This is a genomic window from Corynebacterium sp. HMSC055A01, assembly GCF_001809405.1.
GTDB classification, from domain to species: Bacteria; Actinomycetota; Actinomycetes; order Mycobacteriales; family Mycobacteriaceae; genus Corynebacterium; species Corynebacterium hesseae.
In genome coordinates this window covers 67,653-79,398 of record NZ_KV797588.1, presented here as the reverse complement: position 1 = coordinate 79,398, position 11,746 = coordinate 67,653, and the positions used below count along the sequence as shown (strand labels likewise).

General features: G+C 64.8%; 13 protein-coding genes. 5 read left to right on the top strand and 8 right to left on the bottom strand.

Annotated features, from left to right (window positions below; all coding sequences use genetic code 11):
- Window positions 1–3: 3 nt before the first annotated feature.
- The 3 genes from HMPREF2604_RS08715 to HMPREF2604_RS08705 all read right to left on the bottom strand — a co-directional run bounded on the left by HMPREF2604_RS08715 (window position 4) and on the right by HMPREF2604_RS08705 (window position 2,773).
- Complete coding sequence (locus HMPREF2604_RS08715) at window positions 4–252, bottom strand: FeoA family protein (protein ID WP_070521454.1); 249 nt, start codon at window positions 250–252, stop codon at window positions 4–6.
- 140 nt (window positions 253–392) lie between these two features.
- Window positions 393–2,288, bottom strand: a complete 1,896-nt coding sequence (locus HMPREF2604_RS08710; RefSeq protein ID WP_070521452.1) for a pyruvate kinase — start codon at window positions 2,286–2,288, stop codon at window positions 393–395.
- Window positions 2,289–2,302: 14 nt separating this feature from the next.
- Window positions 2,303–2,773, bottom strand: a complete 471-nt coding sequence (locus HMPREF2604_RS08705) for a tRNA (cytidine(34)-2'-O)-methyltransferase (protein ID WP_070521448.1) — start codon at window positions 2,771–2,773, stop codon at window positions 2,303–2,305.
- 24 nt (window positions 2,774–2,797) lie between these two features.
- Here HMPREF2604_RS08705 and HMPREF2604_RS08700 point away from each other — a divergent pair, with 24 nt between their 5' ends.
- Window positions 2,798–3,652 (top strand): bifunctional methylenetetrahydrofolate dehydrogenase/methenyltetrahydrofolate cyclohydrolase, encoded by an 855-nt coding sequence (locus HMPREF2604_RS08700; RefSeq protein ID WP_070521445.1) that lies wholly within the window; start codon window positions 2,798–2,800, stop codon window positions 3,650–3,652.
- Window positions 3,653–3,727: 75 nt separating this feature from the next.
- Window positions 3,728–4,042 carry a DUF3017 domain-containing protein gene (locus HMPREF2604_RS08695; RefSeq protein ID WP_046648384.1) on the top strand — a complete coding sequence of 105 codons (315 nt, stop codon included), beginning with the start codon at window positions 3,728–3,730 and terminating at the stop codon, window positions 4,040–4,042.
- Window positions 4,043–4,076: 34 nt separating this feature from the next.
- On the opposite strand, the gene HMPREF2604_RS08690 is transcribed toward HMPREF2604_RS08695, so the two are convergent.
- The 4 genes from HMPREF2604_RS08690 to HMPREF2604_RS08675 all read right to left on the bottom strand — a co-directional run bounded on the left by HMPREF2604_RS08690 (window position 4,077) and on the right by HMPREF2604_RS08675 (window position 8,836).
- Entirely contained in the window at window positions 4,077–5,231 is a 1,155-nt protein-coding gene (locus tag HMPREF2604_RS08690) for a homoserine O-acetyltransferase MetX (protein ID WP_246818403.1), read from the bottom strand.
- Entirely contained in the window at window positions 5,224–6,543 is a 1,320-nt protein-coding gene (locus HMPREF2604_RS08685; protein WP_070521440.1) for an O-acetylhomoserine/O-acetylserine sulfhydrylase, read from the bottom strand. Before HMPREF2604_RS08685 ends, HMPREF2604_RS08690 begins: the two co-directional genes overlap by 8 nt.
- Window positions 6,544–6,642: 99 nt before the next feature.
- Entirely contained in the window at window positions 6,643–7,245 is a 603-nt protein-coding gene (locus HMPREF2604_RS08680) for an MBL fold metallo-hydrolase (protein ID WP_070565085.1), read from the bottom strand.
- Window positions 7,246–7,255: 10 nt separating this feature from the next.
- Window positions 7,256–8,836, bottom strand: a complete 1,581-nt coding sequence (locus HMPREF2604_RS08675; RefSeq protein ID WP_070564949.1) for a cytochrome c biogenesis protein CcdA — start codon at window positions 8,834–8,836, stop codon at window positions 7,256–7,258.
- A 170-nt stretch (window positions 8,837–9,006) separates the two neighbouring features.
- Here HMPREF2604_RS08675 and HMPREF2604_RS14120 point away from each other — a divergent pair, with 170 nt between their 5' ends.
- Genes HMPREF2604_RS14120 through HMPREF2604_RS08665 form a run of 3 tightly spaced genes read left to right on the top strand, consistent with a single transcriptional unit; the run spans window position 9,007 to window position 10,395 of the window.
- Window positions 9,007–9,144 (top strand): hypothetical protein, encoded by a 138-nt coding sequence (locus tag HMPREF2604_RS14120; protein WP_167595548.1) that lies wholly within the window; start codon window positions 9,007–9,009, stop codon window positions 9,142–9,144.
- Window positions 9,145–9,151: 7 nt separating this feature from the next.
- On the top strand, window positions 9,152–9,760 hold the full coding sequence (locus HMPREF2604_RS08670; protein ID WP_070564946.1) for a sigma-70 family RNA polymerase sigma factor: 609 nt from the start codon (window positions 9,152–9,154) through the stop codon (window positions 9,758–9,760).
- A complete protein-coding gene (locus tag HMPREF2604_RS08665; protein ID WP_070564944.1) occupies window positions 9,757–10,395 on the top strand; it encodes an anti-sigma factor in 639 nt (212 codons plus the stop codon). The genes HMPREF2604_RS08670 and HMPREF2604_RS08665 overlap by 4 nt, the downstream gene beginning before the upstream one ends.
- A gap of 43 nt (window positions 10,396–10,438) precedes the next feature.
- On the opposite strand, the gene HMPREF2604_RS08660 is transcribed toward HMPREF2604_RS08665, so the two are convergent.
- A complete protein-coding gene (locus HMPREF2604_RS08660) occupies window positions 10,439–11,740 on the bottom strand; it encodes a MocR-like pyridoxine biosynthesis transcription factor PdxR (RefSeq protein WP_070564940.1) in 1,302 nt (433 codons plus the stop codon).
- Window positions 11,741–11,746 lie beyond the last annotated feature (6 nt).

Sequence of the window (11,746 nt, the reverse complement as noted above, 5' to 3'; positions counted from 1 at the left end):
GGTTTAGACCTCGATGGCTTGCAGTGTTGCCTTGTCGATGGCGTAGCGGCAGCTGCCCACCGAGACAACGCGGGCGCCGCCGGCCACGCGCGGGCCCATGGTCAGCGTGGCGCCGGGGCGGATGCCCAGCTCGCCGAGGCGCACCGCTAAAGCGGCGTCGCAGGTGCAGGAAATGCACTCGTTTCCCAAGGTGATGGTGCATCCCATGGGGATGGCGTCGGCGGTTTGCCGTGGGCACCCAGACAACTTCACGGTGAGCTCTCTTCCTCTAAAGCATTACCGTTATAGGTTAACCTAAGTAAATATAGGTCTGTCTAGTTTTCGCCGCTTTCGGTTAGGTGATCCTCACCACGCGGCGCTCGGGGCGCCGCGTTTCCTACATGTTGCCTGAATTAGTTGGTCCAGCTGCTCACCTGGCGCAGCTTTTGGCGGTTCTTCAGCCGCGACTGGCCCAGCTTGCGGGACATGCGGTCCAGAATCTGGATGGCCTCCGTGATGTGAGGGCCTTTGTTGAGCATGACGCACTCCGCGCGCAGCGCATAGCCCGCGTCCGTGATTTCCGCGCGGGAGGGAAGCCCCGTCTTGGCCAGGGTCTCCAGCACCTGCGTGGCCATGATGACCGGGATGTGTGCCGCCTCCGCGACCTTCATGATCCGCCCCGGTACCTGGACCATCTCCTCGAATCCCAACTCCACGGCCAAGTCGCCGCGCGCAATCATGATGCCGAACTTGGCATGTCGCATGCCCTCCAGCAATACGCTTCCCAGCTGCTCATAGGCCGGCACCGTCTCAATCTTGAGCACGATGCCCAGGTCACGCACGCGCTGCGCCATCTCCTCGGACTCCTGCTCGGCGGCAATCTCCTCGAGCGTGTCATAGAGGAAGGCCACATCAGCTGGAGTGCGGATGAAGGAAACCGCTGCGATATCGCAGTGCGTGGCCACAAAACGCAGCGCTTCGATGTCTTCCTCGGTGAGGCTGGGCAGCGGGACGTCAGTATCCGGCAGGTTGATTCCCTTATAGGCGGCCAGGTTGGTGCCGGTGGGCCCGGCGTGCTCCACGGTGATGACAGCCTCGCGCTCAGCGCCGTTGTCCCGCACCTCGTGGACGCGGCCGGAGATTGCGCCATCATCGAAAATCACCCGGTGGCCCACCTCCAGCGCACCGACCACCTCCGGCAGCGTGCACCCAATGGTGGTCACCTCGCCCTCAACGATGCGCGCCGGCTCCTGCGAAGTGCTCAGCACCAACTCCTCGCCGCGGTGCAGGCGAATCTTCTGCTCCAGTGCCGGAACCCCATGCACCTGCGTGGTGTCCCCGCCGTGGCTCAACACCGTTCCCTCGGCGAGGTAGCAGTTGCGATCACCGTGCAGCACCGCCACGCCTGCTTCCGCGCTCTCCACGGTGAACACACGCGAGCGCCCGCGCGCTTCCGTGAAGCGCACCTCGCTGCCGGGGTGCAGGCGCGCCAACCACTCGCCATCCACCTCCAGCGCTACCGCCGGGCGTGCCGCGCTTGGCGACGCCTCCCCCGCCACCCCGTGGGCGCGGGTAGAGGAGGGGGCATCGTGAAGCACGAGCGTTGCCGGGCTCAGCAGCTCACCTGCCGCGGTGCGCTCGCCGCGCACGCGAATGACCTGCGGACCCGGCTCGATGCTGCCGGTGCGGACCTTGGGGCCCGCAATATCGCAGGAAATCAGGATCTCGCGCCTCACCTCCTCGGCGGCGCGGTGGACGTGTGCCACCATTTTCTGCCAGGCATCCTGGCCATCGTGGGCGCAGTTGATGCGGGCGAGTTCCATGCCCGCGCGGGCGAAACCGAGGACCAGCTCATAGTCATCTGCGGCCTCGGTGGGAAGGGTCACCATGATGCGCGCGTGGGTGTCCTCCTGAGTGGGGCCGAGGAGGGCTTCGGTGTTGGCGTCGAGGATATCGTCCGCGTCCGCATAGGCCGTGGCAATCGGCTGCACGGGGTAGGTCGGTGCGTGGCCATCGAAGGCGTCGAGCACGTTGCGCGCGGCGTGGAGGCGCTCAAGCACCGCGGGCTCTGGATGGCTAAGGCTCGTGGCGCCCAATGCCGTGAGGCCTTCCTGGATTTCGACGGCGTCCTGGGAGCGCAATTCCATGTAGCGCACGAGGTTAACCGCGCCGGGGCGGTGGACGGGATCCACGCGCGCGATCTGCGCGGCGTGCGCGGCAGACGAAGCTTCGATGCGGGTAGTGAGGGAATCAAGAAGTGGGCGCAGGCTAGGCAAGGTTTCTCCTTCGTTGTGAAAGTCCACCCACATTGTGCCGCGACTTGTTAGACCGCGCCACGGAAGCCGAGCTGGCGCCAGGCCTCGTACACGGCCGTCGACGCCGCGTTGGATAGATTCATCGAGCGCCTAGCCGGCATCATGGGGATGCGCACGCGTTCGGTGACACGCGGATGGAAGGCGTGCTCTTCCGGCAGGCCAGTGGGCTCGGTGCCGAAGAGGAGGACGTCCCCCTCCTGGTAGTCGATGTCCGTGAACCACTTATCTGTGTGGGTGGTGAAGGCGAAGACCCGCGCACCGGGCAGGGCTTCCATGCAGGCGTCGAAGTCTTTGTGGATTTTGAGATCCGCCAGGTCGTGGTAGTCCAGGCCCGCGCGCTTGAGGTGTTTGTCCTCGAAGTTGAAGCCGAGCGGCTCGATGAGGTGCAGGCTCGCGCCCGTGACGGCGGCGGTGCGGATGGCGTTGCCGGTGTTGGTGGGGATCACGGGGTTGTCGAAGACGATGTGCAAGCTGCTCATAGGCATCAGTCTAGGATGGTGGGCATGAGCGCTACCAAACTAGATGGCAACTTGTACCGCGACGAGATTTTTGAGGACCTGGCCCAGCGCGTGGCCGCCCTCAAGGAGAAGGGGATTACCCCGGGACTGGCCACGGTCCTGGTGGGCGATGATCCGGGTTCGCATTCCTACGTGAAGATGAAGCACCGCGATTGCGAGAAGCTCGGAATCAATTCGATTCGCAAGGACCTGCCTGGCGACGTTACCCAGGAAGAACTCGAGCGCGTCATCGAAGAGCTCAACAATGACGATGCCTGCACCGGCTACATCGTGCAGCTACCGCTGCCGAAGCACCTGGATGAAAACCGCGTGCTCGAGCTCATCGACCCGGCCAAGGACGCCGATGGCCTGCACCCGATCAACCTGGGCAAGCTGGTGCTCAACGAGGACGCCCCGCTGCCGTGCACGCCGAACGGTTGCATCCACCTGCTGCGCCGCTTCGGCGTGGAGCTCGATGGTGCCAAGGTCGTGGTCATCGGTCGCGGCGTGACCGTGGGCCGCCCAATTGGCCTGATGCTGACTCGCCGCAGCGAGAATTCCACGGTGACGCTGTGCCACACCGGCACCAAGGACTTGGCCGCGGAGACCCGTGAGGCCGATGTCATCATCGCGGCCGCTGGCAAGGCACACATGCTCACCGCCGACATGGTCAAGGAAGGTGCTGCGGTTCTCGACGTCGGCGTGTCCCGCGTTGACGGCAAACTCGCCGGCGACGTGGCTGAGGACGTGTGGGAGAAGGCCGGCTACGTTTCCCCGAACCCGGGCGGCGTGGGCCCGCTGACGCGCGCGTTCCTGGTGAGCAACATCGTCGAGCGCGCCGAAAAGCTCGCCGCTCAGTAGTGCGTGAAGTCGAGCGCTCGAGTAGTGAGTATGTCTGACCAACCAGCACAGCCGCGCGGGAAAACTGCGCCGCCGGTGTCTTTATCGAACCCGCACGATGCGCACCTGAAGCCCTCGGCGCTGCCGCCGGCTCTTCAGTGGTTGGCCATCGGCTTGTTCGTGGCGGCGGTTGTGGTGTCGGGCTTCTATGCCGTGTTCGAGCACTGGCGCCGCGCCACGCTGCTGCTGGGCGGGGCGCTGGTGTGGCTGACGGTGGTCCGCCTGACCTGCGATTCCTCGCGGGTCGGCGTGCTCGCGGTGCGCTCCCGGCGCTTCGACGCCTGCTTTACAGGCATCTTGGGCGCGGCGATGGTGTTCATGGCCTTTTCCATCGACGCGCTTGGATCGTAACGCGTTTGGCTCCCGGAAAGAGCCAAACGGCTTCTTAAATGTAATACTCGTCGCCCACGTACGCAGGGCCCACGTCTAAGCCATTTGGCGCCGAGAGCAGCAGGAAGTTGCGCAGGATACGGTTCATCTGCCGGGTCTCCGTCAGAAAAGCATCGTGGCCCACGGGTGAGACAATCTTGGCCATCGCCAGCAGCTGGTTGACGTTGCGGGAGATGTGCTCCTGCTGGTGATAGGGGTAGAGGATATCCGTGTCCACGCCCACCACCATCGTTGGTACCTGGGAGGCCGCCAACGCCTTGATGAGCCCGCCGCGCCCGCGGCCGACGTCATGCCGGTTCAGCGCCTCCGTGAGAACCACGTAGGAACCCGCATCGAAGCGCTCGGTGAGTTTCGCCCCCTGGTAATCCAGGTAGGAGTTCACCGCGAAACGCTGGTTCAGCTGGCGGTGCGGCCCCAAGGGATTCTCGCCTTGCTGTGCGGTAGCGCCGAAGCGCTCGTCGATTTCCTGCTCGCCGCGATACGTCAAGTGCGCGATACGGCGCGCCGCCGCCAGGCCATCCCGCGGAGTCTTGTCCGTGAGGTAGTAATTGCCGCCATGCCAAAACGGGTCGCGCTCAATGGCGGAAATCTGCGCGGATTGGATGCCAATCTGCCAGCCCGAAGCCCGGGCCGACACCGCAATCACACATACCGCCGACACGCTTTCCGGGTGCAGCAAGCTCCACTCCAGAGTCCGCGCCCCGCCCATCGAGCCGCCGAGCACCGCGTGCACGCGGGAAATGCCCAGTTGCGTCAAGCAGTCGTATTCGGCCTCCACCAAGTCCCGAATCGACAGCGCCGGGAAGCGCCCGCCCCACGGCTTTCCATCCGGGTGCAGCGACTTTGGCCCCGTCGAGCCGTTGCAGCCACCCAGCGCATTGGTCGCGATAACGCACCAGCGCGTGGTGTCCAGGGCCTTGCCCGGGCCCACCAGGTCGGACCACCAGTCCGCCACGTTGGAATCCCCGGTCAGCGCGTGCTCGACCACCAAGACATTGTTGACGCCGTCCGGGTCGCCGGCGAAAGCGCCCCAGCGTTGGTAGGCCAGGGAGGCGTCGGCAAGCACGGCGCCTGCTTCGGTGGTGAAGTCACCGATGGGGACGACGGCGAGCTCGCCTTCGGGCGCGAGCTCCGGGATGGCGCTAACCAATGGCCGCGAACCCACGCTCGAGGTCGGCGATGATGTCGTTGACGTCCTCAATACCGACGGACAGGCGCACCGTGGCCTGCGTAATGCCCGCGGCCTTGAGCGCTGCCTCGTCGGACTGGGAGTGCGTGGTGGTCGCCGGGTGCACCACCAGGGAGCGGGTATCGCCGATGTTGGCCAGGTTCGAGTGCAGCTTCAGCGCATCGATAAACACCCACGCCTCATCGCGGCCGCCGTCGATGTCGAAGGAGAGCACGGAGCCGGTGTAGTCATAGCCCAGCTTCTCCTTGGTGGCCTTGTAAGGCGAGGACTCCAGGCCGGCGTAGTTGACCTTCGTGACCTTGGCGTGGGACTCCAGGTACTCGGCCACGGCCTGGGCGTTGGCATTGTGCTTCTCGACGCGCAACTGCAACGTCTCAATGCCATTCAGCGTCAGCCAGGCGTTGAATGGGGAGATGGCGGCACCCGTATCGCGCAGCAGGCCCGCACGCGCCTTGACGGCGAAGGCCGGTGCGCCCAGGTCGGCGTACTTGAGGCCGTGGTAGGCCTCGTCCGGGGTGACGAAGTAGGGGAAGACGGGCTCGCCGTCGCGCTCGACGGTCCAGTCGAAGGAGCCACCGTCGATGATGGCACCACCGATGGCGGAGCCGTTGCCGCTGTAGAACTTGGTGGTGGAGACCACGACGATGTCTGCGCCCAGCTCCAGCGGGCGGGCGAGCGCGCCGGTGGCGATGGTGTTATCCACGATGAGCGGGACCTGGTTCTTGTGGGCTACCTCGGCGATGGCGGGGATGTCGAGGACATCGGCGACTGGGTTGCCGAAGGTCTCGCCGTAAAAAGCCTTGGTGTTGGGCTGGACGGCGTCCTGCCAGGAGGCCGGGTCGTCGGGGTTCTCGACGAGGGTGACGTCAATGCCGAGGCGCTTCAAGGTCACGGTAAAGAGGGTGGAGGTGCCACCGTAGAGGCGCGGGGAGGTGACGATGTGGTCGCCGGCGGAGGCCAGGTTCAGGATGGCAGCGGTCTCGGCGGCCTGGCCGGAGGCGAAAGCCACGGCGGCCACGCCACCTTCGAGGGAAGCGAGGCGCTCCTCCAGCGCGTCCTGCGTGGGGTTGGTCAGGCGGGTATAAATCGGGCCGGCATCCGAGAGGTTGAAGCGGTTGGCGGCGTGCTCGGCGTCGTTGAAGACATACGAGGTGGTTTGGTAAATCGGCACGTTGCGTGCGTTGGTGGAGCCGTCCAGGTTCTGGCCGGCGTGGAGGGCGCGGGTGGCAAAGGACCACTCGTTGACTTTGGAATTATCGTATTTGGTGCTCATGTCAGGAAAGGCTAGACCAAGCGGTTCAGTGCCGTTAGTGGTTTTCTAGAAACCGCAGGCAAGCCCGAGAATAAAAATAGACCGAGCGGTTGGTTCGGCTTAGATTTCGATGCTTTCACCAACCCGCAGGCGCCGATAGCCGCTCACCCCGGCGCGTTGGAGCATGCCGTCGGTGATCTGCTTGCCGGCGTCGGAAAGCACGGCGTCATGGATGGGAACCGTAAGCCGCGCACCGATGCGCATGGCGTAATCCGCGGCATCCGCCCCGCGCACCCACGGGCCGGCGATGGGGAGCAGGAGCACGTCTACCGTGAGTCCTTCCGAGACAACCCACTGGTCGCCGGGGTGCAGCACGCCGCCGAAGAAATAACCCAGGTTCTCCGGGCGCGGGATATTGGGGTGGATCTCCTCGTGGAGGCCGCCCACCGCGTGAATCTCAAGGCCCAGAACTGTAAACGTCTCTCCAGCATGCACGATGGTGCCGGAGCCGAGGGCGTCGATAGCCTCCCGCGTTCCCCACACCGGCAGGCCGCTCCCGCGCACGGCATCGACGTCGAGGTGGTCACCGTGTGCGTGCGTGAGCAGCACCGCTTTTGCGCCTTCGAGGCAGCTCAGGTCAGAGAGGGGACCGGGGTCGATAACGATGCGACCCTGGGGCGCCTCGACGGCCACGGCGGATTGTCCATGGAGAGATAGCTTCATGAACTCCACGCTAGCCAAAAGTAAAAGAATACAGCGAGAGGCCTTCGCTTATTTCCAACTCGATTGTTTCGGTGTGATTGTCAGGTTCCCGGACGAGATCCACCGTGCCGTCCTCGGTGATGTCGAAGGTGCGGACCGAACCATCGGCGCGATGCACGCGAACCGTTCCTTGCCCTGATGCCACGAGCTGTACCCAGGCGGCGCGGTAGTTCAGTCGCAGGCGCGCGTGAGGTCCGGCGGTGATGGGCTGGGCGGCCAGCGTCCACGTCCCGCCCAGCGAATATTGACCTAACGGCGGCTCGTTCATGGTGAACTGGCGCGTGCCGTCGCGGTAATCGGGGTTGGTGAAATACTGTGCGCGTGCGGTGCCGAGGTACGTCTCCGGCGAGCGCGGCGCGATGTTCGCATCGGCGGTCTCGATTGGTTCGGGTAGCTCTATGCTGGGGTCGCGCTCGAGGAGAAGCTCACGAATGAGGCGCTCGGTCTCGGCGTAGTCGCCCTCGCCATGGTGGGATTGGCGCAGCATGCCGTGCTTGTCGACGACATAGTGCGCCGGCCAGTACCGATTCCCAAAGTTCTTCCACGTGGCGAAGTCATTGTCTTGCGCCACCGGGTATTCGATTCCTTGCTCGCGGGCCGCGCGGCGCACGTTGGCTGCCTCGTGCTCGAAAGCGTATTCCGGCGCGTGGATGCCGACGATGTCGAGGCCGTAGTCCTTGTAGTGCGCATAGAGCTTGGTCAGGTGCGTGTTGTTGCGCTGGCAGTTGATGCAGGCATAGGCCCAGAAATCGATGAGGGTGACCTTGCCAGAGGTACGCGGATCGACCGGCAGATCCGTGTTGAACCAGCCGGTCAACCCCGCGAACGCGGGCACTGGGGTTCCTTCGGCTGTTCGGGCGGCCTGCTCAACTGGGGTGGCGTCGGCGTTGATGCTGGGGAGCTTCTGCTGCAGCCAGGCGGGCGCGCCGAGTGAAATCGCACCAGCCATGGCGATAACTACCACTCCCGCGGTGATGCGCACCCCGCGCTGGTGAGAGCGGAAGGCATCGACGCGTTTTTCCATCTCGTTGCCACCCAAAGCGAAAGCCAGCAGGGGGATGGCCACGCCGAGGGCGAAGGAGAGGCAGAGGGCGAGGATGTGGGCGTCGACAGTCCCAGTGGCGCCCGCCACGGAGATGGCGGCGAGTACAGGGCCGGCGCAGGGGACGAAGACAACGCCCATGGCCAAGCCGACGACGAACCCGCCTTTGCCGCGGGCCTTGGATTGCAAGCTGCCAGCTTTCGGGAGTTTCTGGAAAGGCCACTCAAGGATTTCTTGCACGCGGGGAAACACCATTCCCAGGCCCACGAGAACGAGCAGCACGATTCCCACCTTCCACAGGATGTCGGCGGGCAGTCCTAGGGAATTGAGCAGCGTTGTCGCAAACAGCGTGACGAGGCTGAAACTTGTGACGAGTCCGCCTACGACCTGCCATGGCCGCCACCGTGAGCCGCCGCTAACGGCGAGGACCAGCGGCAAGACCGGCAAGATGCAGGGCGAGATGCCCGTGATAAGGCCACCGGTAAACCCGATGAACAGCGTTGATAGCATGCTGTACTCCTTCGCTTGGTGTGCGGTGTGGGTATGCAACTAGTTCGGAGCACGAGTGAAAAACGGATTGGTTTTAAATCCATCCAATCCGCATCGCGGGGCGGCTCCGAATAGTCAGATACAGGGCCCGGAAAAGCCGAGCCCCGATTGCTTGAAGAAGGAGCACCGAAATGAAGAAGCTTGTTACTGTCGCCGCTGCACTTGCTGTTGCCGCCAGCGGGTTGGTTGCCTGCAACGACAAGAAGGAAGACATGGACATGATGCCCAGCTCGGAGATGATGGCCCCGAGCGAGGAAATGACTAAGTAAAACTGCCATGTCCACCCCGCTGCTGGAGGTAAGCTCAACACCCGTGCCTGCGATGTCCCCCAATGAACACGAGCGGCTGAACCGCCTTTTGGTTCAGACCGCTTCCGCAGACAAGCATGCCTTCAGCGCGCTTTACGACGCCCTCGCGCCCACCGTGTACAGCGTTTGCCTGAGCGTTCTGCGCAATCCCGCCTTAGCAGAGGAAGTTGCTCAAGATGTCTTCGTTGAGGTCTGGACCTCCGCTGCGAAGTTTGACCCGCAGCGAGGAAACGCGCGGTCGTGGGTGGGCAGGTTGGCGCATGGGAGGGCCGTCGATAAGCTGCGCAGCCATGTGGCCGCAGTACAGCGCGATGACCGCGACTCGAAGCTTGAGCACGCCACTTTTGCTGAGCCGATCGAAGACGAAGCCCTGAACAATGTGGAGGCTCACCTCCTGCGCCGGGCAGTCGACGAGATTGGGGAGCCGCATTCCACCGCGGTGGCGCTCGCTTTTTTCGATGGTTTGACGCATGCTGAGCTGGCAGAATCAACGGGAGTACCGCTGGGTACGGCGAAGACGCGTGTGCGCGATGGCATAAAGAAGCTAAAAGCGGTTCTCGGAAAGGAGGGAAGATGAGCAACACGCATGAGTTTTCTGATGAGACTTTCGATGACTTCCTCGATTCCCTCCCCGAGGTCGAGCCACCGGCGCGAATGAAAGATGCCGTCTTTGCGGAAATTAACGGTGGCGAAGCTGCCGAGGTCATCGAGCTTCCGCGCCGCCGTTGGCGGACCTTCGTGGCGGTGCCGGCTGCCGCGGCGGTCCTCGTAGTAGGCATGGTTGCCGTGCCGCCCTTGTTGCAGTCCGATGACTCGCAGAATCAGACGAGCGATAGCGCGCGGGTAGAAGCTGAATCGCCCGGCGAGAAGTCGATGCACGCCATCATGGGGGCAGAGGATCTCATGCAGGGCAACGCCGATGCATCGGGCGCACAGCTGGATATCGTGTCTTCGGCGTCGATGGCGAAATCCGGCGCGATGGTGGATGGCCAGCCGCAGCTCGCCGATGGCATGGGCGCCCAGGTATGGGCAGTCAGCGCCGATGGCGGCATGGCTTCGGCGGGGGTCATCGGCCAGGACCCACACGATGGGGTATGGATGCCCTTCGACGGCGCGGCAGTCAAAGTCATGGTCACCGAGGAACCCGCAGGCGGCAGCGAGCAACCGACAGGCCGCACCCTCGCCACCGTTACTTTGGCCAGCGCTAGCTAGCCTTGTATGCGATAGGGCAGCTACGCGCCAGGCCAGCTACGTGTCAGCTAGTTAAAGCCTGCTTGACCAGCTCCAGCGCGGCGGCGAGTTCGACGTCGCTCAAATGCCCAAAGCCCAAGACCACGCCTTCCTCGGCGGGCGCGCCGCCCCAATAATCGCGCAGCGGGGTCAGCGTGAGGCCCAGATCGGCCGCGCGCTGGACGACGCCCTCCTCACACAACAACACCGCGTGGAGCCCGCCGTGGATGGGCAGAAGGGTAGCTGGGGTGTCTTCCAGCGCGGCTTGGACGAGGTCGCGGCGACGCTTGTAAGCACGGCGCATCCGCCCGGTATGCCGCCGCAGCGCCCCGCTGGCCAGGTAGTTCGCCAGCGCCGCCTGGGGAATAGAGCCGACGGGCTGGCCGAAGACCTCCCGCACGCGGTCCACGCCCGCGCGCAGGTTCGGCGGCACGACCAGATAGCCACACGCAATCGACGGCGAAATCACCGAGGAAAACGTGCCCAGCAACACCGTGTGTTCCGGGGCGAGCGCGGTGAGCGCGGGCAAGGGCTGGCCGACGTAGCGCAGCTCGGAATCGAAATCATCCTCGATGATGAGCACGTCATTGCCGCGCGCCCACTCGACGAGCTCCGCGCGCCGGGCAGCCGGCAGCGAACCGCCATAGGGGTGCTGGTGGGAGGGGGTGACGATGAGAACGTCGAGGTCAACGGTGGGGACGGTGACGCCGTGGGCGTCAGTGGGGACGTCGACAAGCGTGTGCCCCAAGGCCTGGGGGATGCGGCGCAGGCTGGGGTAGCCGGGGGATTCCACGCCCACGCGCAAATGGCCGCCCAGCGCGCGCAGCAGCACCGACAGCCCGTCGCGGGCGCCGGCGGTGATGACGACATAAGCCGGGTCGACGGTCAGCCCGCGCATGTGGCGCAGGTGCGCGGCCACCTCGCGGGGGAGATCGCCGGAAGGATCCACCGCGGCCTTGCGCCACGCCGCCCTCCATTCGGGGGTGATGATTCCGGCTGTATCGGGCAAACCGGGGGTCAACTCCACGCGCGGTGGGGCAGGGGAGGGCCGTGGCGCAGGATGAGGCTGCGGGGCGCGCCCGTGGGGCAGGTGCGGGTTGATGACGGTGCCCGATCCAACCGCCGCGGTCAGGTAGCCCTCGGCGGTGAGCTGTTCATAGGCGGTGACCACACTGCCTCGGGAAACGCCCAAATCGCGGGCTAGCGATCGCGTCGACGGAACTTGCTCGCCGGGCAGCAGAATGCCCGCCGCGACTTGGGTGCGGAGGGCTTCGGCGATCTGCACCGGCAGCGCGCGCGTATCAGATGGGTCGAGACGGAAAGACACGGCCCC

Excerpts from the sequence above, each read along its gene's own strand:
- HMPREF2604_RS14120 (WP_167595548.1), top strand. The coding sequence starts at position 9,007 with ATGAAGAAGCTTGTTACTGTCGCCGCTGCACTTGCTGTTGCCGCCAGC.
- HMPREF2604_RS08710 (WP_070521452.1), bottom strand. The coding sequence starts at position 2,288 with ATGTGGGTGGACTTTCACAACGAAGGAGAAACCTTGCCTAGCCTGCGC.
- HMPREF2604_RS08705 (WP_070521448.1), bottom strand. The coding sequence starts at position 2,773 with ATGAGCAGCTTGCACATCGTCTTCGACAACCCCGTGATCCCCACCAAC.
- HMPREF2604_RS08670 (WP_070564946.1), top strand. The coding sequence starts at position 9,152 with ATGTCCACCCCGCTGCTGGAGGTAAGCTCAACACCCGTGCCTGCGATG.
- HMPREF2604_RS08665 (WP_070564944.1), top strand. The coding sequence starts at position 9,757 with ATGAGCAACACGCATGAGTTTTCTGATGAGACTTTCGATGACTTCCTC.
- HMPREF2604_RS08700 (WP_070521445.1), top strand. The coding sequence starts at position 2,798 with ATGAGCGCTACCAAACTAGATGGCAACTTGTACCGCGACGAGATTTTT.
- HMPREF2604_RS08675 (WP_070564949.1), bottom strand. The coding sequence starts at position 8,836 with ATGCTATCAACGCTGTTCATCGGGTTTACCGGTGGCCTTATCACGGGC.
- HMPREF2604_RS08680 (WP_070565085.1), bottom strand. The coding sequence starts at position 7,245 with ATGAAGCTATCTCTCCATGGACAATCCGCCGTGGCCGTCGAGGCGCCC.
- HMPREF2604_RS08685 (WP_070521440.1), bottom strand. The coding sequence starts at position 6,543 with ATGAGCACCAAATACGATAATTCCAAAGTCAACGAGTGGTCCTTTGCC.